Origin of the sequence: Geobacillus sp. YHL (assembly GCF_022341265.1) — a bacterium.
Lineage (GTDB): Bacteria > Bacillota > Bacilli > Bacillales > Anoxybacillaceae > Geobacillus > Geobacillus thermoleovorans.
This window is the reverse complement of the sequence record NZ_JAEIGB010000005.1, coordinates 116,368-137,023: the sequence shown is the minus strand read 5'-3', so window position 1 is coordinate 137,023 and position 20,656 is coordinate 116,368. Positions and strand designations below refer to the sequence as shown.

The following is a 20,656-nucleotide window of genomic DNA, read 5'->3' as shown; positions in this document are numbered from 1 at the left end:
CACATGAAGCCAATGACCAACTTGCACGCTGTCATCGCCGGTCAAAGCGCGCCGCCCCCATGCGACGAAACGCTCGGCGTCCGCCTGACGGAAGCCCGAGACGGCTATGCGAAAGGGGTATGGACGATCAGCGAATCGCTGCTCAACGGCAACGGGGTGATTATGGGCGGGTTCGTCGGGGCGGCGGCGGACATTCTCATGGCGTATGCGGTGACGACCTTGCTTCGCGATGACCAAATGCACGCCTCCATCAACTTGCAGACGACGTTTCACCGCCCAGCGGCGGCTGGAGAAGCCGAAATCGAGGCGCGGGTGGAAAAGTTCGGGAAAACCGTCACCTATGTAACCGCCATCGTGCGGCAAAACGGCAAAGAGGTGGCGAGCGCCACGTCGTCGGTGCTGATCATGGACAAACCGTGAAGGTGATGGATCTCCAAAAGGCGTTTTTGCGCATGCTCGTTCTCCTTGGATTCGACGAGTCCAAACAGCAGCTGCTGTTGTTGTTTTGAAACGCATGGAAAGCGATGATCAGAGGAATCCGAGAAAACCGGTGAAAAACGATGATGTTCGCCAAATCGGTGGTTTTGTTGAAAAAGGAGAACCAATTTCACAAGGTTTCCCCACTTGAGAAGAGGCGTTGTCGAGTTGCCTTTTTCATGACATCATCAGTCCTCAATGGCGAAACGAGGTGAGGCGCAGCCGTTTTCGACCAGTTGCCAAGCGCCGGGGAAAGCGCTGTCAAAAACAGCCGCTCTCCGGCGCCTTTCGTTGCTTGTTACCCACGGACAAACGTTTTCGGCATTACGACGGCGACGACTTGCCCGCGGGCGCACAGTTCGCCGTTGGCGAACACTTCGGTGTCCACTTTCCATTTTTTCGGATGAATCTCCGTCACAGTGCCGACGGCGACAAGCGGCACTCCATGCGGCGTCGGCTTGACGAAATCGACGTGAAGCGACGCAGTAACAAAGCGCGGCGGCGTTTCCCCGCTCCCTGGTTCATGGCCGTTTTTCCGATGCAAGGCAAGCGCCGCTGAACCGGTGCCGTGGCAATCAATGAGCGAGGCGATCAGCCCGCCGTACACAAACCCTGGAATCGCCGTATGTTCCGGACGCGGCGTATACACCGTCACCGTTTTGTCGCCCCGCCACCCGGTGCGGAAATGGTGGCCTTGTTCATTCAGACGCCCGCAGCCGTAGCACCAGGCGAATTCATCAGGGTAGTCGTCTTGAATCGCGTGCACGATCATTTCTTCCACGTCATCCTCCCCCTCTCTTTTTCTAGTATACCATTGAATCGAGAAGACGACGACTCCTACATGGACGGTTGTTGTCTAGCGGCAGGCAAGGCCATACGAAGAAAAATGGAACGAAGCGCCAATCGCCAGACGGCAAATTCATAGGCGGCCCAAACAGCTGGCCGCCTAGCGTGACGCCATTTATCGAGCAGGCTCGTAAAACTCGATCCATTCGCCGTCGGGCCCGAGGAAGAACAAATATTTTGCCCCGTTCGGAAGTGTCGTTATTTCTTCCCACACAAGCGGCACACCCAGCGACTGAAGCCGTTCTTTCTCCTGCTCAATGTCTTCCACCGTAAACGCCACATGGTGCACTTTTCCTTCCGTCGGCAAATCCGGATTGTATCCTTCGATCAGCTCGACAATGATCGAGCCGCCAATCCCTAAAAACGCCAATTTCATCGTGCCGTTCGTATGAATCATTTCGTCGAGCAGCTCCAAGCCGACAACATTTTGATAAAACTCTTTCGATGCCTCGATGTCTTTCACTTGAATGCCGACATGTTCAAATTTTTTGACTGCCATTCGTCCCTCTTCCTTTCTATGACTCAGTTAACCATACTGCTTGTAAATACGGCGTCATCTGCATCGGGAAAATCCCTTTTTTCCCAAGCTCTGTCCATATGTAGCGGTCAAGGGCGTACGGTCCGTCCGCCTTCCATTCGTCCGCCTCACTGTTGGTCAACAACAACGAAAAGGCTGTTCCTTGCGCTTCCCCATACAAATGAACGTATCCGTCCCCACGGTCGACATGCACCGCCGCCTTAGAGTCAAACCGGATGAGCTCCGCCTGCACGCAGCGCATGACATGAACGGCGAACGCAGCGGCACGGAGATGAGCGGCCATGCAAGCTCGGATCGACATGTCCCTCTTCACTATTTCCCCCTTCACCCCCTATCGACAAAAACCCCTTTCGCCTCGGAATGATGCGAAAGGGGCCATGAGCCGTTCTTATCATCCAAAGCGAAACCGCTTTGCGGGTGTTAGCACCTTGCCTGCGGCAGGTTGCTGTGGGGTCATCAAGCCCGTTCTCTCGCCCACTCTTGATAAGACGTATGCAATTTATCTTCTATCTTATCATACATCATCAAAGGCAACAACCGTCATTGTTCGACTTCCGGTTGCTCGGACGTGACGCCGACATCTTTCCACGTCAGTTTCGAGCCCGGATCGACCGTGAAGTTGGCGACGCGGTTGTTGACGGCATAAATGGCCGAACGATACAACGTCGGGATGACCGGCACTTCTTCGTTCATCAGCTTTTGCCATTCACTGTAAATTTTCCGACGATATTCTTTGTCAAACGCCTGTTCGGAATGGCCTTTTTCCAACAGTTCATCGTTTTTCTCATTCACCCAGCGCGAGTAGTTGAACATGACGTTGCGGCCGTACAATCCGTACGGGTCGACGTCCGTTCCAGTTCCCCAAGCGGCGGCGTAGACATCCACTTTCGGATCGTCTTTTTCGACCATATCGTAGAAGGAGTTGAACTCCGCCAAGCGTCCGTCTACAAGCTGAACATCGAGGCCCACATCTTTCCAGCATTGCATATAAAATTTGGCCAGCGGTTCAGCGATGTCCCCACCGCTCATCGCCAAGAAGTTGACCTTGAATTTTTTGCCGTTTGGATCTTCGCGGAGGCCATCGCCATCCACATCTTTATATCCCGCTTCATCCAGCAATTGTTTCGCTTTTTCCGGATTGTACGTATACCCTTTGATGGAACTGTCATGATAGCCCGGGAACGACGGCGGAATGAGCGTGTTCGCCGGGAAGCGCAAACCATGATACAGGCGGTCGGCCACCTCTTGGTTGTTGATGGCATACGCCATCGCTTGGCGCAGTTTTTTGTTTTGGAATTTCGGATTGTCCATTACGTTTTCCTGCTTTTTCGCATCCCAATGGCCGAGTTTAAAGCCGATATAGTTGTACGCCAAATCCACTCTACCGATAAACTGAATGTTTTTCGTCCCTTTCGCGTTCAAATATTGGTCAGTCGGGAACTCAGCGACGTCAATTTCGCCTTTTTTCAGCGCTTGCAGGACGACTTGCGGGCTGACGACTTTCAAAATGACGCCTTCCAAGTTCGGTTTGCCAGCCCAGTAGTCATCATTGCGAACAAACTCTACCGACTCGCCCGGAACGATTTTCTTCACTTTAAACGGACCGAACCCGATCGGGTTTTTCCGGATTTTATCCGATTTCGCCAAGTCTTTGATCGGAATGTCTTTCAAGTAATGCTTCGGCAGCGGATACGCCCAAATGCCAGTCAACACCGACGGATTGGCCTGTTTCCATGTGATCGTCAACGTCTTTTTGTCGATGACTTTAATGCCGGAAATTTTATCCGCTTTGCCGCTGTGATATTCTTCCATCCCGACGATCCCTTGGATGAGCGCATCGCCATAGCGGACGCCGGTGTAATCTTTATGGCCGATGACCAAATACGCATACTCCAAGTCTTCAGCGGTCACCGGCTGGCCGTCATGCCAATTCACATTGTCTTTAATATGGATTGTCATCGTCTTTTTATCATCCGACAACTCATACGTGGCAGCCCCATCATTTGTAATTTCATAGTCACCGTTCGTCCGGAAAAGCGACTCGTCAAAAAATTGCAAAATCTCTGCGTCGGGCGCTCCGGTGTAGAATGCATAGCTGAGCGTCCCTTCAAACGGCGTATCGGACACAAGGCCGTATTTCAACACGCCGCCATCGATGATTTTCCCGTCGTTTTTCACCGTCATCGGGAATTTGCTGATGTCTTCCTTCTGAGCCGCCGGTTTTTCGTTATTGTTGCCCTTTCCGCTCGTTGTGTCGGATTTGCCCGTGCACCCGGCGAGCACGAGCAAGAGCGCGGCGAGAGCCGCCAGCCATTTTCTCTTCACATTTTCTTCCCCCTTATCCTAGTCGTTGTCTTGCATCAGCCGCACGTTTCAGCGCTTGGCCGATGAAATTTATGCACAGCATCATCACCAAAATGAGCAATGATGCAGGCAGCCATACCCACCATTTGTTTTGCAGCACATCGGGATTGGTCGCATAGCTGACCAGCGTCCCAAGGCTTGGCGTGCTTTCCGGCAGCCCGAACCCCAGGTATGTAAGACCTGACTCAATGCCGATGTTGCCAGCTAAGTTCAACGTCAAATTGACGATGATAATGGAGCTTAAGTTCGGCAAAATTTGAAACAAAATGATTTTCCAATCCGGCGTCCCGAGCGTCTTGGATGCGCTGACATAGTCCAATTCCCGCTCGGCAAGCGTCTTGGCGCGAATGAGCCGGGCTTTGCCCGTCCATAAAAACGCGCTCATAATCAAAATGAACGTCGCCACATTGTATTTCGGGACGATGGCTACAAAGACGATCACCAGCATTAAAAACGGCAAGACGAGAATAAAATCGATGATGCGCATGATGACGTTGTCGATCCAGCCGCCGAAATAGCCGGCCACCAATCCGACAATGAGGCCGATCGCCCCAGTGATGAGCGTAATGGCCAGCCCGATCGTAAACGAATTGCGGGCGCCGATGATGAGCTGGCCAAACACGTCGCGCCCTCCGTAGTCTGTGCCAAGCCAGTGTTCCGCTGACGGCGGAGAATAGATGGAAAGAAAATCCACTTTCACGATTTCCTCTTGATCCAAAAAGAGCGACACGCCATAGACGATCGACAAAAGGATTCCTAAAATGATGAGCGAACCAAGCGCGAGCCGATCCCGAGCCACCTCCCGCCACATGATCGAAAAGGCGGAAGGGCTTTTCTCGATGTTCGCTCCGGCCGGCGTTGGGCCGCTGATTTCCGCTTTCATGTCAGCTGCCTTCCTCCTTCCCTACTCAATCCGGATGCGCGGGTCGACCGCACTCAAAATGATGTCCGACAACAGCGTGCCCACCAGCGTCGCCAGGCCGGAAATCATGACGAGCGCCGTCACGACGCTGTAATCCCGCTGCATAATCGACTGCAAAAACAGCTGGCCAAGCCCCGGATAGCTGTAGATCGACTCCAAAAACACGGAACCGCCGACAAGCCCGGTGATCTCATACCCTAAAAACGCCGCGATCGGCAAAAACGAATTGCGCAAAATATGGCGCCAATAGATGTGCCGCTCCGGCACGCCTTTCGCCCGCGCCGTTTTCACGAAATCTTTCACTTTCGTATCGACGATTTCGCTGCGCAAATATTGAATCGTAACGACCGTGTTGATGAGCGCTCCCGACAACGCCGGAAGCATGAGATGGTTCAATTTGCTTAAATAGTAAGCGAGCGTCCCTTCCTCGACCTGAACGTCCACGCTGCCGCCGGTTGGAAACCAGCCAAGGTGAAAGCCGAAAATAAACAGCATGATCAAAGCAAAAATGAACAGCGGCGTGGCAAACCCGAGATAGCTGTAGCCGACGATCAGCTTATCAGCCCATGTATCTGTCCATCGCCCCGACACGATGCCAAGCGGAATGGCAATCAGGTACGTCAAAATTAAAATCGCCGCCGACAGCAACACCGTATTCCCGATCCGTCCGGCCAGCAGATCAGTGACCGGCTGCTGGTGGGTATAGGAAAGGCCGAGATCCCCTTGCAGCATGTTTTTCACCCAACGGATGTATTGAATATGTACCGGATCATTCAAGCCAAGTTTTTCCCGCATTTCCTCAAGCGTCTGCGGATCCATTTTCGGGTTGGCCGCCAGCTGCCCCGTCAGCGCATCGCCCGGCATCGCCTTCGCCAGCAAGAAAATGAGGACGCTTAACAAAAATAGCTGCGGAATCATGATCAAGATTCGGCGCAAAATAAACTTCAACATCGTTCCGTCTTCCTCTCTTTACGGAATCGCTACGGAGTGAGTCGGTGAAATGGATTTCAGTGGATACGCCCGCCCATTTTCATCAAAATAGCGCGAATACGCTTGCGCATATTCTTCTTCCACTTCTCGGCGCAGCGCCGCCTGTTTACTGCGTTCGCGCGGATCGGCATTCGGAATGGCGGAAAGCAGCCGCTTCGTATAAATATGTTGCGGATTCGTAAAAATTTCCTCGCTCGTCCCTTCCTCCACGAGCCGGCCGCGGTACATAATGCCGATCCGGTCGCACATATGCCGGATGATCCCTAAATCATGGCTGATGAACAAATACGTCAGTCCGTACTCCTGCTGGATTTCTTTCATGAAATTCAACACTTGCGCCTGCACCGACACATCAAGCGCCGACACCGGCTCATCGGCGATAATGAGCTTCGGGTTGAGCGTGAGCGCCCGCGCAATGCCGATGCGTTGGCGCTGTCCGCCGGAAAATTCGTGCGGATATTTATAGATCGAATCCGCGCTCAAGCCGACCCGTTCCAAAACGTATTGCACCTTCTGCCGCTCCTCTTGCGGGGACAGGCGCTCGAAATTGCGGAGCGGCTCAGCGACAATATCGAGCACACGTTTGCGCGGATTGAGCGAAGAATACGGATCTTGGAAAATCATCTGGATGTCTTTCCGATACGGATGAAACTCGCGGCGGCGGAGCTTTGTCAAATCTGTTCCTTCAAACAGCACTTCACCGGCCGTTGCCCGAATAAGGCCGATGATCGTGCGCCCCGTCGTCGTTTTGCCGCAACCTGATTCGCCGACAAGCCCGTACGTTTCCCCTTGATTCAAAGAAAAGCTGACATCGTCCACTGCACGGACATGGTCGACCACCCGGCGAAAAAAACCGCCGCGCACCGGATAGTATACTTTCAAATGGTTGACGTTAAGAAGCGCCATAGTCGACCTCACCTACTGTTTGATCATCTGGAAAATAAAAATGTTGGTAGCATGTGCAACGCACCCAGTGCCCCGGCTCCACTTCCCGCAACTTCGGATCCGATTCGTGCTTATCCGCCCCAATCCAGCTGATGCGCGGCTGGAAGCGGCAGCCGCGCCGCGGCAGTTTATGCAGCGGCGGAACGATCCCTTGGATGACGTGGAGTCGTTCCTTTTTCGTCTGCGCAGACGGGATCGACTGCAACAACGAGCGAGTGTATGGATGGAGCGGCCGATGGAAAATGGTATCCACGTCCGCCAATTCAACGATTTCCCCTGCGTACATGACGGCTACGCGGTCGGCCATTTCCGCCACGACCCCTAAATCGTGCGTGATCAAAATAATGCTCGTTTTCATTTGCCGCTGCAACTCTTTGAGCAGCCCTATGATCTGCGCCTGAATCGTCACATCAAGCGCCGTTGTCGGTTCATCGGCGATGAGCAGGGCGGGCTCGCAGGCGATGGCGATCGCGATGACGACCCGCTGCCGCATTCCTCCAGACAGTTCGTGCGGATAGCGATGATACACTTTTTCCGGTTCCGGAATGCCGACTTTGTGAAGCAAGTTGATCGTTCGTCTCTTTTTTTCGGCTGCCGACAAGCGCAGATGGTAGTCCATGCTTTCCTCGATCTGCCGGCCCACCGTCATAAGCGGATTGAGCGCCGTTAACGGATCCTGAAAGATCATTCCGATTTCTTTGCCGCGGATGCGGTTCAGTTCAGAAATGGAGAGCGACAGCAAATTTGTTCCTTTAAACTGCAAGCGCCCCTCAATTTTTGTCTTTTCGGGCGGATGGAGGCCCATGATCGACAAGGCGAGCGCGCTTTTGCCGCACCCCGACTCCCCGACAAGGGCGACGACTTCGTTCTCTCCGATCGCCAGCGAAACGTCGTCGACCGCCGCATAATAGTCATCCCCAATGCGAAAAGAGACTCGCAGCCCCTCAATTTCCAGCAACGTTTGCTTTGCCAATGTGTCCTTCTCCCTTTTGTTAGTATTACTAAATTTTAGACTATATAAGTTGCAATAAAGATTTTCCGATTGTTCGATTCTGTTTTCCTTCATAACAAGTCATTTTGATAGAATGCGGTGGGCGCTCTACTGGATGTAAAACAAAGTTTCAACTTATATAATATAATATTTAGATAATATTCTATCATTTTTTTTCGTAAATTCAATATTTATAGAAAAAATATCAGTAAATTTTTTGATTCCTTTCCAGTCTTATACCTCATAGAAAAACATGACTGTGAACTACAGCTCAGTTTCAACCACTATTTTTTGGACAATAAATAAGCAGATGCTCCACGAAAGGAACATCTGCCTAAGCAATGAACAAAAAAGTGGAAAAGGACACAGCTTGACCGCGGCCGCCCATTCACGATCGATTATTGCTTTGTTCCCTATAGTTATTTAAACGCCATCGCCGCCCGCACCGCTTTTTTCCAGCCATCGTAGAGCATCGTTCGCTTGTCGTCATCCATCTTCGGCTCAAACCGGCGCTCGAGCTGCCATTGGGCGGCGATGTCATCTCGGCTGTTCCAGTAGCCGACCGCCAGCCCGGCCAAATACGCCGCACCCAAGGCCGTCGTTTCATTCACAACCGGACGTTCGACCGGAACGGCAAGCAAATCGCTCTGGAATTGCATAAGGAAATTGTTTTTCACCGCCCCGCCGTCAACGCGCAACGTGGTCAGCGAGATGCCGGAATCGGCTTCCATGGCGGCGAGCACATCTTTTGTCTGGTAAGCGAGCGATTCCAAGGTGGCCCGGATGAAATGCTCTTTCGTTGTGCCGCGCGTGAGGCCAAACACCGCCCCGCGCACCTCGCTGTCCCAATACGGCGTGCCAAGCCCGACGAACGCCGGTACGACATACACCCCGTCGGTCGACTCGACTTTTTCAGCGTACGCTTCGCTGTCAGCCGCCGTTTTGATCATCCGCAAGCCGTCGCGCAGCCATTGAATGGCCGAACCGGCGACGAAAATGCTGCCTTCAAGGGCGTATTCAACCTTGCCGTCAATTCCCCAGGCGATCGTTGTGAGCAGCCCGTGTTTCGATTGCACCGCTTTTTCCCCCGTATTCATCAGCATAAAGCAGCCGGTGCCGTACGTATTTTTCGCCATCCCTTCCGTAAAGCACGCCTGGCCGAACAAAGCCGCCTGCTGGTCGCCCGCGGCTCCCGCGATCGGCACCTCCACGCCGAAGAAATGATGCGGAACCGTTTTCGCGTATACTTCCGAGGACGGGCGCACCTCAGGAAGCATCGCCTTTGGCACGTTTAAAATCGCAAGCAGCTCGTCATCCCACTCGAGCGTATGAATGTTGAACATTAATGTGCGCGACGCGTTCGAGTAATCGGTTACATGGGCGCGGCCGCCGGACAGCTTCCAAATGAGCCACGTATCAATCGTGCCAAAGAGCAGCTCTCCTCGCTCCGCCCGTTCGCGCGCCCCCTCGACATGGTCCAAAATCCATTTCACTTTTGTCCCGGAAAAATAGGCGTCAATAAGCAAGCCGGTTTTTTCGCGGAATAGCGGGTCATACCCTTTCGCTTTCAGTTCATCGCAAATGCCGGCCGTCTGCCGCGACTGCCAGACGATGGCGTTGTAAATCGGGTTGCCGGTGTCTTTCTCCCACACAACCGTCGTTTCCCGCTGGTTCGTAATGCCGATCGCCGCCACTTGTTCCGGCTTCACTTGCGCCTCGGACAAGACGCTGGCAATGACCGCAAGCACCGATCCCCAAATTTCATTGGCGTTGTGCTCGACCCAGCCGGGCTGCGGAAAATATTGCGTAAACTCTTTTTGCGCCATATGGACGATTTCGCCCTTTTGATTGAACAAAATCGCGCGCGAACTCGTTGTGCCTTGGTCGATGGCTAAAATGTATTGATTCATGACATTCTTCCCCCTTCACCTTTATTTGCTTACAAACCCGGTACGCCAACTAGAGAGAACGGCGGCTTGCGGCGCTGGTTGTTTTTCCTTTTGCCATCTTCGCCGCCGCCAAAACGACTGCGGTTGCCGCCAGCACTCCCCATAATGCGCCTGTCGGTTTTCCCAAGAAAACGGCTTTATAGACCAAACTGCCTAACGCGCCGCCAAGCAGCGGTCCGACGACCGGCACCCACGCATACGCCCAATTCGATGACCCTTTCCCTGGGATTGGCAACAAAAAGTGGGCTAAGCGAGGTCCAAAGTCTCGGGCCGGATTAATGGCGTATCCCGTCGTACCGCCGAGCGACAGTCCAATCGCCACGATCAAAAAACCAACGATAAATGGATTGAGCCCATCAGCGAATTTGTTGGCGCCAATGGCCAAGATGGCCAAAACCAACACAAACGTTCCGATGATCTCGCTAAGCAAGTTGGCAGCCGTATTCGGCACTGCCGGACCCGTCGCAAACACGCCAAGCTTGACACCCGGGTCGTCTGTTTCCTTCCAATGCGGCCAATAGTGGAGATAGACGACGGCAGCCCCAACCATAGCGCCAAGTACTTGTGCCAACACATAGCCAGGGACATCTTTCCATGGAAAATCACCGCTTATGGCCAATGCCACTGTCAGCGCTGGATTGAGATGGGCGCCGCTATACCGGCCGACAGCGTATACGGCCACGGCCACCGCCATCCCCCACCCCATCGTAATGACAATCCAGCCCGAATTGGCCGCATATGATTTCTTTAAATTGACCCCGGCGCACACACCAGCGCCGAAAATGATGAGCAGTGCCGTGCCGATGAATTCCCCTAAAAATGGCGACATTTGTTCTCTTCCCCCTTTTCATTCGTGATTTCCTCTGCTATTTCCTGCTTGGGCGGCCCCTCCGGAGGGTTAGCCGTTGGGTGGAAAAACAAAAACCCACACACTTCCCCGCTAAGCAACGAGGAATATGTGTGGGTCTCCGCTTCTCCACCACAACATTATTAACTTGCTTTTAGCATATCATCCGTTGAAAACGCTGTCAACCTATTTCTTCGGCAAAATTTGCACGTAATCGAAGTCGAGCGTATCGACCGCGTCTTCGATATGAAGGCGGGTGATGAACCGGTACGACCGGCCCGGGCGCGATGGCGGCAAGGTTTCCGGAATCGTGTAGGAAAACGGGATTTCCTTTTTCTCGCTCGGCTTGATCGAAAACGCTCCGGCCGCCGGAATGACGGCGACAATGGCATCCAGTTCCTTGCCGTTTTCGATTGTTTTTTGCACGAGCTCCACATCGAGCCGCTCGATCCTTTGTTCCACCGTTCCGCCGTAAATGTGGACGATCCCTTGAATCATTTCCCCCTGGCGCCATAACGATTTATTTAAGATCAAGTCGACGTGCGCCGACCCGACTCCGACTCTTGACATCATTTTGCGCAATAACACCGTAGTCACCTCTTTGTCTCTCTTGTCATATCATCATACGAAAAAACGAAGCCGCCTGTTTCAACGCGAGCCAAAAAATAAACAGACGATGCTGGCGCGGCACGTCTGCCCCTGGGAGAAACAGGGACGAATGCGGCTTGTTTTGTTACCGCTTACATTCGAGATTACCGCATTCGCCTTCCGCTGTCAATTGGTTATTCGTACACATTTTCGTTTTCGATAATGTAATCGATTCGAATGACCGGGACGTCCTGTTGCTCGACTTCCGCGACAATCAAGCCGACGCGGTCATTATAGATGCAAAACATATCCTGCCCTTTGCGAAACGCCGACTCTCCGTACGAAAGAACCATGTGGTAAATTTTATTGTCGCTGAAATAACGGCGGCTGACCCGGCTCCCTAACCGGACGATCACTTCTTTTCCCGCGATTTTTCCGCGGTACATCCGCTCTCCCCCTTTTTGTCGTTCCTATTCCAATGTATGGGCGTTGTGGCCCGCTCATGACTATTTTCTCCCCCAGCGGCCCGTTTTCCTTTTCAACGCATTGTTTTTCGGGCCGGCAAACAATTTTTTCGGAAATTTCCTTTCTTTTGCTTGACGCGGCCACCCGCGGTAGTGTATAGTAAAGTCATCATATAACAGAATATATTTCAGGCATTCAACATGAAGGTGCATCTTGGATGGCTGTGAAGTATATTTTGTTATTTGATAAAAATCTTGAGGTTAGCCGAACAGGCTAAAGGTATTAGGAGGAATTCAGTATTATGCAACGTGGTAAAGTAAAATGGTTTAACAACGAAAAAGGCTACGGTTTCATCGAAGTGGAAGGCGGTTCCGACGTATTCGTCCACTTCACGGCGATCCAAGGTGAAGGGTTCAAAACGTTAGAAGAAGGCCAAGAAGTTTCGTTTGAAATCGTCCAAGGAAACCGCGGACCGCAAGCAGCGAACGTTGTCAAATTATAAGACTTCGTTGACATAGACGAGAGAACGGGAGCGGAAAGAAAGGCATCCTGCACCATCGCAGGATGCCTTTTTCATTTGATTGGCATAAATTTCACCAAGCGGCAAACAATAAAGAAAAGGGGGTGTTCATATGGCCAGACGCGATGCCGACGTACATACGGGATACAACGATGTAAAGCAAGTGGAAATGTTCGTCGAAACGGCGGAGAAAATGGTCGGCCAGGCGACGATGCAGCTCGACCCCGAGATGCTTCGCCATGCCGAACAAGCGGTGAAAAACGCCCGCGACCAACTTGCGCGCGCCCGCCAAGAAGCAACGGGCGTCGACGGTGATTTTCTCGCCCGTTGCGAACAAACATTGGCCCGCGCCGAACACCAGCTTCGCGAGGCGCGGCAATAACAGCAAAACGATATATATAGATGCAACGAAATCGTTTAACATATCCTTGACGGAAAAGTGGCTCATCCATTTTTGACTGTCGAAGGCAAGCCTATGGCTTGCCTCCGTCACGCTTTAGCGTGACGGAAGACCGAACAACGACTCGCTTCCAGACCCATTCATGGGTCTGGAAGCGGTGTTGTTCGGTCACTCGACAGTCGGATGAAATGATCGGTAAAAACGAAAAATGTTAAAGCTTTAAATTGCATCTATATAGATGCAACCAAAACGTTTAACATATCTTTTCTTTGACAGAAAAGCCACTTATCAATTTTTCGACTGTCGAGGGCAAGCCTTTGCTTGCCTCCGTCACGCGTTGGCGTGACGGACGATCGAACAACCACCCGCTTCTCAGACCCATACATGGGGCTGAAAGCGGTGTTTGTTCGGTCGTTCGACAGTCGATCCAATGCTCAGTAAAAAATTGCATCTATTAAGGCGGAGGACAAACAGCGATTTCCTTTTGGAGTGAAAAGAAGAACTGCTTTTGAGGTTTCTCCATGTTAAAACGTATGTTCTGTCAATCACCGGCCTTCGCAGCGCATCCGCTTCCTCCGTTCAAAGGCCAAAGCTTGCCTGGTCGCAGCCGGCACCGCCCCGGGCCCGCGAAAGCGCAGATTGGGGCTCCTATCGCCCGCACCAACCGCATCTTGAAAAAAATTCCTTCATTACCGACGCGGACGCGGCGGCGCTGATAGAAGCATCTCCCCGTACTGCCGCATTTGTTCCCCGACCGTGCATTGCTGGATGCAAAACGATTGGGCGTACGTTTTGCCGTACTCTTTCCGGAACGTGCTTTTTAAAAAGCAGCCGTCGCAGTATGTTTCCTCCAGCCAAGCGATTTGGTCCAATATTTCTTTGCGTCGGTTTCTCTTCTTTCCCATACGACCTTACCCTTTCTCCGTCAATTCCGTTCGGCTTGTGATGATCCGCCCTTCAAGCGCCTGACGGGCGAGCGAATCCGCCTCTTTATTTTGCTTGCGCGAAATCGGCTCGTACGCCGGCTCGATGTGAAGTTCGCGCATTTTCGCTTCAATGCGGTCAAGCCAGGTGTTGAAATCGTCCTCAAAACACGGCCAATCACCGGACAGCTGCTTTAACACGACGTGGGAGTCGCCGCGGAACGTCACCGGCAAATGATGGACGCCAAGCTCCTCAAGCAGCTGCATGACAAACCAAAATGCCGCATACTCCGCCTCATTATTGGATTTGATTTCGCCAAGTCGACGGTTGGCGCGCAACCGGTAGCGATGGTCGTTTTGCTTATAGTATACGACCGCGCCGGCGCCGCCTTGGGACGTCTCATGGTCAAAGCCGCCGTCGAAATACACAACAATCTCATGCGGCTCGCCGCCGATCTCCTCAAGCAGCTTTTGCAGCTCTTTTTTTGACCACACCGTACCGTTTCGATCAACAAACTCAACTGTTTTCGTCCGCCCGGTTTTTTCAAAATCATCTGCCAAAGTGAGCGCCTTTTTGGCCTCCACCCAATCGGAAACAAGAAACGCCTCTTGTTTTTTCGGTGTGATATATGTCCAGTGGATTTGTACATCCAACGTTGGGTCACCCTTCCGCATGGCGATGATCGGAGCTGGTTTTTATTTTACCACACTTTCGCCCTTGTTCATTACCTAATATTATGCGCAAATTCTTTTCGTATCAACCATTTTGCCGCAGGCACCCATCTTTTTTCCAAAATATCTGTCTTTTCCGGCCTATTTGTGGTACACTAGCAGCTAGCCCCCAAAATGAGATAGGGCGCAACCATAATGAAGAGGGAGGATTCGAATTGAAGCGTCAAACCATAGCCGATCTGAGTCTGCTAATGGTGACCTTCGTCTGGGGTGCGACGTTTGTCGTCGTCCAAAATGCCATTTCGTTTTTGGAGCCGTTGTCGTTTAACGCCGTTCGCTTCAGTTTGGCCGGCTTGTTGCTTCTCGCCTGGATCACCGCCGTTTCCCGTCCGCTCTTCGGTCAGTTGTCATGGCAGGTCATCGGCGCCGGGGCGTGGATGGGGCTATGGCTGTTTTGCGGCTATGCATTCCAAACGGTCGGGCTGTTGTACACCACTTCCTCGAAAGCTGGCTTTATTACTGGACTGAGCGTTGTGCTCGTGCCGCTGTTTTCCTTTTTGATTTTAAAGCAAAAACCGTCTGTGAATGCGGCCATCGGAGCAACACTTGCTGCGTTTGGCCTGTATTGGCTGACGGGGGGAGCGGAGCTGTCGTTCAATCAGGGCGATTTCTTTGTCTTGCTCTGTGCTGTTTCCTTTGCCATGCACATTATCGTCACCGGCCTCTATTCCTCTCGGTATTCAACGATGTTGTTGACGATGGTGCAAATTTTCACCGTCGCCGCGCTCTGTTTCGTCTTTGCCTTTTGGTTTGAAGATGCCGACGACATGTGGAATATAGCGGTGCTCCGCCGCCCGGAAGTATGGGGAGCGCTCGCTGTGACATCGCTGCTGGCGACGACCGCGGCGTTTCTCATCCAAACAGCGGTGCAAAAATATACGACTCCCGCCCATGTCGCTCTCATTTTCGCCATGGAGCCGGTGTTCGCCGCTTTGACCGCCTACCTTTGGGCTGGGGAACAGCTGTCGCCATCGGCCTGGCTTGGCGGCGCTGCGATTTTGGCCGGCATGATTTTCGCCGAACTGCCAAGCATGCGCCTCTGGGGCAGACGGTGGCGGGAAAAGCGGAACATCCCATCGTAGCCGCAACGATTGCTCTTAGCGAAAAACAGTGAAGTTTTTGGGAGGCTAGAGGCGCTCCGTTGGTCATCATCCCATGCCGCCGACGCCTGACGCGCTTCGCTGCCTGAGGCCGTCAGGCGCGGCGCCGACAACCCCAATGCGATAAAGCGCCCGCGGCCATGCCTAAGAGCGCCCCGCCGACGACTTCGATCGGCTCGTGTCCGAGCCGGGCGCGCAGCTGCCGCTGTCGTTTGTGATAAACGGTTTGTTTTGGGTCTCCTTCCAACTTTTTTACTTCCTCGGCAAGCTCGTTCAGGCGAAGGGCGAGTTCGCCCGCTTGGCGCCGCACCCCTTGCGCATCGTACATGACGATCAGTCCAAACAACGCGGCCAAGGCAAAATCGATCGTGCGCACGCCTCGCTCGAGGGCGATAAACGTCGCTAAGGCGGAAACACCGGCAGAGTGGGAGCTTGGCATTCCGCCGGTTTCGAAAAAGAGCCGCCAGTCCCATCGGCCAGTCTCCAACTGCTTGATCGGGATTTTCAAAAACTGGGCGAGCGCGATTGTCGCGAGCGCCGTCTTCAGCCCCTTGTTCATCACGCTTTCCTCCTTTGCTTATATTTTGACCAAGGGTGGCCATACTATCCGTAAAGAGCGGAGGTGAGAGCAATGACCAAAAACGGCGGCCGAAACCGCGGCACGAAGGCGCCGGGCGTCAACCCGCAAGGCTTTGGCCAAGACGGAACGTTCACCCCGGATCCAAAAAGCAAGCTTGAGAACGCAGCGAAAAAGCTCAACACAAAATAAAAGCAGGCTTCCCGATATGGGAGCCTGCTTTTTGTCGTTATTGTTTCACTTTCGCCAATTTTTCGCGCAACACCATTTGCAAAATGCCGCCGTGGCGATAGTAGTCGATTTCGACTTCGCTGTCAAAGCGGACGATGACCTCAAATTCTTTCTTCTCACCCGTATCCGGGTTCGTCGCCGTCACTTTGACGAGATCGCGCGGTTTGACGTTTTCATCGATGTGAATGTCGAACACTTCTTTACCCGTCAAGCCGAGCGTCTCCGCATTTTCGCCTTCTTTAAATTGCAGCGGCAGGACGCCCATCAAAACGAGGTTCGAGCGGTGGATGCGCTCAAAGCTTTCGGCGATGACCGTTTTAATGCCGAGCAAGAACGTCCCTTTCGCCGCCCAGTCGCGCGAGCTGCCCATGCCGTAGTCTTTGCCGGCGATGACGACAAGCCCAGTGCCGTCTTGTTTGTATCTCATGCACGCATCGTACATCGACATCACTTCGCCGGTCGGCCAGTACGTCGTATAGCCGCCTTCCGTGCCCGGCGCGATTTGGTTGCGGATGCGGATGTTGGCGAACGTGCCGCGCATCATCACTTCATGGTTGCCGCGCCGCGAACCGTACGAGTTGAAATCTTTCGGCTCGACGCCTTTCGAGATCAAATATTGGCCTGCCGGCGTGTTTTTGCCGATCGACCCAGCTGGCGAAATATGGTCAGTCGTGACCGAATCACCGAACTTGCCGACGACGCGCAAGCCGGTGAGAGGTTCAACTTTGCGCACTTCCGGCGACAAGCCTTCAAAGAACGGCGGATTTTGAATGTACGTCGAGTTTTCATCCCATTGGTACAGCGGCTCATCCGTCGTTTCGATGGCATTCCAGCGCGGATTGCCGTCGAACACGCGCTCATATTCTTTGCGGAACAGTTCCGGATCGACCGCTTGCTTGACGACATTCTTCACTTCTTCCATCGACGGCCAAATGTCGCGGAAATAGACGTCGTTGCCGTCTTTGTCTTTGCCAATCGGCTCGTTCAACAAGTCAATGTCGACCGTGCCGGCGAGCGCATAGGCGACAACAAGCGGCGGCGATGCCAAATAGTTGCCTTTGACAAGCGGGTGGATGCGGCCTTCAAAGTTCCGGTTGCCGGACAGGACGCTTGTCACGAGCAGATCGCTTTCCGCGAGCGCTTTTTCGAGCTCCGGCGCAAGCGGACCTGAGTTGCCGATGCATGTCGTGCAGCCGTAGCCGACAATGTTGAAACCGAGCTGTTCCAGATACGGAAGCAGCCCCGAGTCACGCAAGTAGCCGGTGACGACTTTCGAGCCCGGCGCGAGCGACGTTTTCACGTATTTCGGCACTTGCAAGCCTTTTTCGACCGCTTTTTTCGCCACTAAACCAGCGGCGACAAGCACGTACGGGTTCGACGTGTTCGTACAGCTTGTGATCGCCGCGATGACGACAGCGCCCGTTTTTAATTTCACTTGTTCGCCGTTCAGCTCGACCGTAATTTCCCGCTCCAAGTCCGCTTCCGTCAAGCCAAAGCCTTGGTTGCCTTGCGGCGCTTTCACCGCGTCGCGGAACGACTGTTTCATTTTCGAGAGCGGGATCAAGTCTTGCGGCCGTTTCGGGCCAGACAAGTTCGTTTCAATTTCCGACAAGTTGATTTCCACAACATCCGTAAACACCGGCTCCGGTGCATCCGGCGTGTAGAACAAACCGTTCGCTTTGCAATACGCTTCGACGACTTGAACGTGATGTTCGTCGCGGCCGGTCAAGCGCAAATAGTCAAGCGCTTCAGCGTCGACCGGGAAGAAGCCGCACGTTGCCCCGTATTCCGGCGCCATGTTGGCAATCGTCGCCCGATCGGCAAGCGGCAAAGTCGCCACTCCTGGTCCGAAAAATTCAACGAATTTGCCGACGACGCCTTTTTTCCGGAGCACTTGCGTCACCTTAAGCGCCAAGTCGGTGGCCGTCGCTCCGTCCGGCAGCTTGCCTGTCAGGCGGACGCCGATGACTTCCGGCACCGGGAAGTACGACGGTTGGCCGAGCATGCCGGCTTCCGCTTCAATGCCGCCGACTCCCCAACCGAGGACGCCGAGGCCGTTGATCATCGTCGTATGCGAGTCCGTGCCGACAAGCGTATCCGGGAACGCTTCGTACTCGCCGTTCTCCCCTTCGACCGCGTGAACGACGCTTGCCAAATATTCCAAGTTCACTTGGTGGACGATCCCCGTTGCCGGCGGAACGGCACGATAGTTGTTAAACGCTTTTTGCGCCCATTTCAAAAACTTGTACCGTTCGGCGTTCCGTTTGAATTCTAAATCCATGTTGTACTCCAGCGCATCGTCTGACCCGTAGCGGTCGACTTGCACCGAGTGGTCGATGACGAGATCGACCGGAATTTCCGGGTTGATTTCGTACGGATCGCCGCCCAAATCGGCCATCGCTTTGCGCATCGAAGCCAAATCGACGACAGCCGGCACGCCGGTGAAGTCTTGCAAAATGACGCGCGACGGCTTAAACGGCACGTCGATGTCTTTCATTTCCGGCGTTCCCCATTTCGCCAAGTTTTCGACGTGCTCTTTCGTGATGACGCGGCCGTCGACTTGGCGGAGCACCGATTCAAGCAATACTTTGATCGAGTACGGCAGGCGGCTCACCTGGCCGATGCCCGCTTCTTCAAGCGCTTGCAAACGGTAATAATTGTATTTTTTACCGTTGACTTCGAATGAAGAGCGGGCGTTGAATACATCCTGTTTCGCCATATGTACAACCCCCTTCACTTCACAATAATACTATACTATTTTTTTGCGCAAAAGTCGAAAAAATAGCATGAATTCTCCCAATCCCCATAAAGTTTGGCACGACTTTATCTTATTATAGAACAGAGCAAGTGTAAATAATGATTTCCAATGTCTCGCCATATTACTTCCTTACCGCGGCAAAAGAGGAATAAGGCGCCCGTTTCGTCGCAAACTAGAAGCGGAGGTGAAACGAATGGCAAAGCGAAAAGCAAACCACGTGATCCCTGGCATGAACGCCGCCAAAGCGCAAGGAATGGGGGCCGGCTACAACGAAGAGTTTTCCAATGAACCACTGACAGAAGCACAGCGCCAAAACAACAAAAAACGAAAAAAGAACCAATAGCATGGCGGCCATTCCGCCATCCCGGACTGCCATAGCATGAAAAAAGGGAATGTCCGCCGCCGGCATTCCCTTACTCGTTTTCATTGACTTCGTCAACGATCGCCTGCAAATCGCTGCGGAATTTTTCGAGCTGCACGCGCTGCGTTTCCGAGGCAACTTCGAGCGCGTTTTCAATTTGGGCGAACGCCTCGTTTACTTCTTGCCGAAGATGGGCCAGCTGGTGGCCGTAGTCGGCTTGATCACGCACCAAGTGATCGTGCCATTCTTTCGCTTCCATCGTCGCCTTTTGCGCTGCTTGAAACGCCTCTTGCTTCGTTTTATGGTAAACCATGGCTCGTCCCTCCTTCGCAGTCATTGCGGTCGTTCACTACTTATCGTTTCAAACCGGGCGCAAATTATGCGCCGAATAAGCGAAAGCACAACGCCGCATGCTAACGGACAAAGGAGGGACAACAAATGACGAACAAAAACGACGGCAAAGATATGCGCAAAAACGCCCCAAAAGGCGACAATCCTGGGCAGCCGGAGCCGCTTGACGGTTCGAAAAAAGTGAAGAACCGCAATCACACGCGGCAAAAGCACAACACAAGCCACGATATGTGACGCAAACAAGCGGAGTTTTCCTTCTCCGTTCAGCCGAGACCGGCGGCAGTCGGGAGGGCTGAACGGCTGGCGCCCTTATGTTCACATAATAAAATTATTGTAAAATCAACAAAGCGGGCGGTCGCTAGAACAGCCCGTTGCCGCCCGCCTTGGGTTCATTCCCGTTGAAGCGAATCATCCTCACCCGGTCAACAAGCCGGCCGACGACAATTATGATTCGGTTGTTTGCCGCTTGAGCGCTTCATACAGCTCCACGAATTCAGCGGCTAAATCCTTGACCGTGATCGCCGTCATTAAATGATCTTGGGCATGCACCATCAGAAGCGTCACCACCGTCTGCCCGCCGCGCGCTTCTTGTTGCAGCAGCTCGGTCTGCAACCTATGGGCCGCCTGCAGTTCCGCTCCCGCCTGTTCAAGCAGCCTGCGCGCCGCGGCAAATTCCCCTTTTTTCGCCGCTGCAATCGCCTCCATTGCATAACTGCGGCCGTTTCCCCCGTGAAGAATCAGTTGGAATACAGTTTGTTCATACGTTTGCATAACGCCCTCT

Annotated in this window: 25 protein-coding genes and 1 riboswitch; of the genes, 7 read left to right on the top strand and 18 right to left on the bottom strand. The window is 53.2% G+C overall.

Annotation, left to right across the window (positions count from 1 at the left end):
• The first annotated feature begins 3 nt into the window (after positions 1-3).
• Complete coding sequence (locus tag JCR24_RS07435) at positions 4-420, top strand: PaaI family thioesterase (RefSeq protein ID WP_238980394.1); 417 nt, start codon at positions 4-6, stop codon at positions 418-420.
• A gap of 355 nt (positions 421-775) precedes the next feature.
• Here the strand turns inward: JCR24_RS07435 and JCR24_RS07430 are convergent, their stop codons facing one another.
• From JCR24_RS07430 to JCR24_RS07375, 12 genes are all read right to left on the bottom strand, one after another.
• Positions 776-1,258, bottom strand: coding sequence for a PaaI family thioesterase (locus tag JCR24_RS07430; RefSeq protein WP_013523474.1), 483 nt, complete (start codon positions 1,256-1,258; stop codon positions 776-778).
• A gap of 180 nt (positions 1,259-1,438) precedes the next feature.
• Positions 1,439-1,822 carry a VOC family protein gene (locus JCR24_RS07425; protein WP_238980393.1) on the bottom strand — a complete coding sequence of 128 codons (384 nt, stop codon included), beginning with the start codon at positions 1,820-1,822 and terminating at the stop codon, positions 1,439-1,441.
• Positions 1,823-1,838: 16 nt separating this feature from the next.
• The gene (locus JCR24_RS07420; protein ID WP_238980404.1) at positions 1,839-2,162 is read right to left on the bottom strand and encodes a hypothetical protein; all 324 of its coding nucleotides are present in this window, start codon (positions 2,160-2,162) and stop codon (positions 1,839-1,841) included.
• 84 nt (positions 2,163-2,246) lie between these two features.
• Positions 2,247-2,351, bottom strand: a riboswitch (SAM riboswitch).
• A gap of 50 nt (positions 2,352-2,401) precedes the next feature.
• The gene (gene opp4A, locus JCR24_RS07415) at positions 2,402-4,186 is read right to left on the bottom strand and encodes an oligopeptide ABC transporter substrate-binding protein (RefSeq protein ID WP_238980392.1); all 1,785 of its coding nucleotides are present in this window, start codon (positions 4,184-4,186) and stop codon (positions 2,402-2,404) included.
• Between the two features lie 13 nt (positions 4,187-4,199).
• A complete protein-coding gene (locus tag JCR24_RS07410) occupies positions 4,200-5,108 on the bottom strand; it encodes an ABC transporter permease (protein WP_238980391.1) in 909 nt (302 codons plus the stop codon).
• A gap of 21 nt (positions 5,109-5,129) precedes the next feature.
• The gene (gene opp4B / locus JCR24_RS07405; protein WP_014195525.1) at positions 5,130-6,098 is read right to left on the bottom strand and encodes an oligopeptide ABC transporter permease; all 969 of its coding nucleotides are present in this window, start codon (positions 6,096-6,098) and stop codon (positions 5,130-5,132) included.
• 18 nt (positions 6,099-6,116) lie between these two features.
• Complete coding sequence (locus JCR24_RS07400; protein WP_238980390.1) at positions 6,117-7,043, bottom strand: ABC transporter ATP-binding protein; 927 nt, start codon at positions 7,041-7,043, stop codon at positions 6,117-6,119.
• A complete protein-coding gene (locus tag JCR24_RS07395) occupies positions 7,030-8,055 on the bottom strand; it encodes an ABC transporter ATP-binding protein (protein ID WP_238980389.1) in 1,026 nt (341 codons plus the stop codon). Before JCR24_RS07395 ends, JCR24_RS07400 begins: the two co-directional genes overlap by 14 nt.
• 437 nt (positions 8,056-8,492) lie before the next feature.
• Positions 8,493-9,983: a glycerol kinase GlpK gene (glpK, locus tag JCR24_RS07390; protein ID WP_013523471.1), complete on the bottom strand. Its 1,491-nt coding sequence runs from the start codon at positions 9,981-9,983 to the stop codon at positions 8,493-8,495.
• Positions 9,984-10,032: 49 nt separating this feature from the next.
• Positions 10,033-10,851 (bottom strand): MIP/aquaporin family protein, encoded by an 819-nt coding sequence (locus JCR24_RS07385; protein WP_238980388.1) that lies wholly within the window; start codon positions 10,849-10,851, stop codon positions 10,033-10,035.
• 204 nt (positions 10,852-11,055) lie between these two features.
• Positions 11,056-11,457: a sporulation protein gene (locus JCR24_RS07380; RefSeq protein WP_069304141.1), complete on the bottom strand. Its 402-nt coding sequence runs from the start codon at positions 11,455-11,457 to the stop codon at positions 11,056-11,058.
• 194 nt (positions 11,458-11,651) lie between these two features.
• Complete coding sequence (locus JCR24_RS07375) at positions 11,652-11,903, bottom strand: hypothetical protein (protein WP_014195521.1); 252 nt, start codon at positions 11,901-11,903, stop codon at positions 11,652-11,654.
• Between the two features lie 320 nt (positions 11,904-12,223).
• Between JCR24_RS07375 and cspD the strand changes: the two genes are divergently transcribed.
• Both cspD and JCR24_RS07365 read left to right on the top strand, forming a co-directional pair.
• The gene (gene cspD / locus JCR24_RS07370) at positions 12,224-12,424 is read left to right on the top strand and encodes a cold-shock protein CspD (RefSeq protein WP_003251474.1); all 201 of its coding nucleotides are present in this window, start codon (positions 12,224-12,226) and stop codon (positions 12,422-12,424) included.
• 130 nt (positions 12,425-12,554) lie between these two features.
• Positions 12,555-12,824 (top strand): DUF2564 family protein, encoded by a 270-nt coding sequence (locus tag JCR24_RS07365; protein ID WP_238980387.1) that lies wholly within the window; start codon positions 12,555-12,557, stop codon positions 12,822-12,824.
• Positions 12,825-13,531: 707 nt separating this feature from the next.
• Here the strand turns inward: JCR24_RS07365 and JCR24_RS07360 are convergent.
• Positions 13,532-13,747 carry a zinc-finger domain-containing protein gene (locus tag JCR24_RS07360; RefSeq protein WP_013145666.1) on the bottom strand — a complete coding sequence of 72 codons (216 nt, stop codon included), beginning with the start codon at positions 13,745-13,747 and terminating at the stop codon, positions 13,532-13,534.
• A 6-nt stretch (positions 13,748-13,753) separates the two neighbouring features.
• Positions 13,754-14,419, bottom strand: coding sequence for a ribonuclease H family protein (locus JCR24_RS07355; RefSeq protein ID WP_031410196.1), 666 nt, complete (start codon positions 14,417-14,419; stop codon positions 13,754-13,756).
• Positions 14,420-14,652: 233 nt separating this feature from the next.
• Between JCR24_RS07355 and JCR24_RS07350 the strand changes: the two genes are divergently transcribed.
• Positions 14,653-15,579, top strand: a complete 927-nt coding sequence (locus JCR24_RS07350) for a DMT family transporter (RefSeq protein WP_033025151.1) — start codon at positions 14,653-14,655, stop codon at positions 15,577-15,579.
• Between the two features lie 112 nt (positions 15,580-15,691).
• Here JCR24_RS07350 and JCR24_RS07345 read toward each other — a convergent pair whose 3' ends face one another.
• Entirely contained in the window at positions 15,692-16,156 is a 465-nt protein-coding gene (locus tag JCR24_RS07345) for a divergent PAP2 family protein (protein WP_053413665.1), read from the bottom strand.
• Positions 16,157-16,228: 72 nt separating this feature from the next.
• Between JCR24_RS07345 and sspL the strand changes: the two genes are divergently transcribed.
• A complete protein-coding gene (gene sspL, locus JCR24_RS07340; RefSeq protein ID WP_011230846.1) occupies positions 16,229-16,366 on the top strand; it encodes a small, acid-soluble spore protein L in 138 nt (45 codons plus the stop codon).
• Between the two features lie 37 nt (positions 16,367-16,403).
• Here sspL and acnA read toward each other — a convergent pair whose 3' ends face one another.
• A complete protein-coding gene (gene acnA, locus JCR24_RS07335; RefSeq protein ID WP_023634183.1) occupies positions 16,404-19,124 on the bottom strand; it encodes an aconitate hydratase AcnA in 2,721 nt (906 codons plus the stop codon).
• A 232-nt stretch (positions 19,125-19,356) separates the two neighbouring features.
• On the opposite strand from acnA, the gene sspO reads away from it, so the two are divergent.
• Positions 19,357-19,506 carry a small acid-soluble spore protein O gene (sspO, locus tag JCR24_RS07330; RefSeq protein ID WP_008879509.1) on the top strand — a complete coding sequence of 50 codons (150 nt, stop codon included), beginning with the start codon at positions 19,357-19,359 and terminating at the stop codon, positions 19,504-19,506.
• 70 nt (positions 19,507-19,576) lie between these two features.
• Here the strand turns inward: sspO and JCR24_RS07325 are convergent, their stop codons facing one another.
• On the bottom strand, positions 19,577-19,837 hold the full coding sequence (locus JCR24_RS07325; RefSeq protein ID WP_011230844.1) for a hypothetical protein: 261 nt from the start codon (positions 19,835-19,837) through the stop codon (positions 19,577-19,579).
• Between the two features lie 125 nt (positions 19,838-19,962).
• On the opposite strand from JCR24_RS07325, the gene JCR24_RS07320 reads away from it, so the two are divergent.
• The gene (locus tag JCR24_RS07320; RefSeq protein ID WP_011230843.1) at positions 19,963-20,109 is read left to right on the top strand and encodes a small acid-soluble spore protein P; all 147 of its coding nucleotides are present in this window, start codon (positions 19,963-19,965) and stop codon (positions 20,107-20,109) included.
• Between the two features lie 210 nt (positions 20,110-20,319).
• On the opposite strand, the gene JCR24_RS07315 is transcribed toward JCR24_RS07320, so the two are convergent.
• Positions 20,320-20,646, bottom strand: coding sequence for a PTS lactose/cellobiose transporter subunit IIA (locus JCR24_RS07315; protein WP_138187472.1), 327 nt, complete (start codon positions 20,644-20,646; stop codon positions 20,320-20,322).
• Between the last annotated feature and the right edge of the window lie 10 nt (positions 20,647-20,656).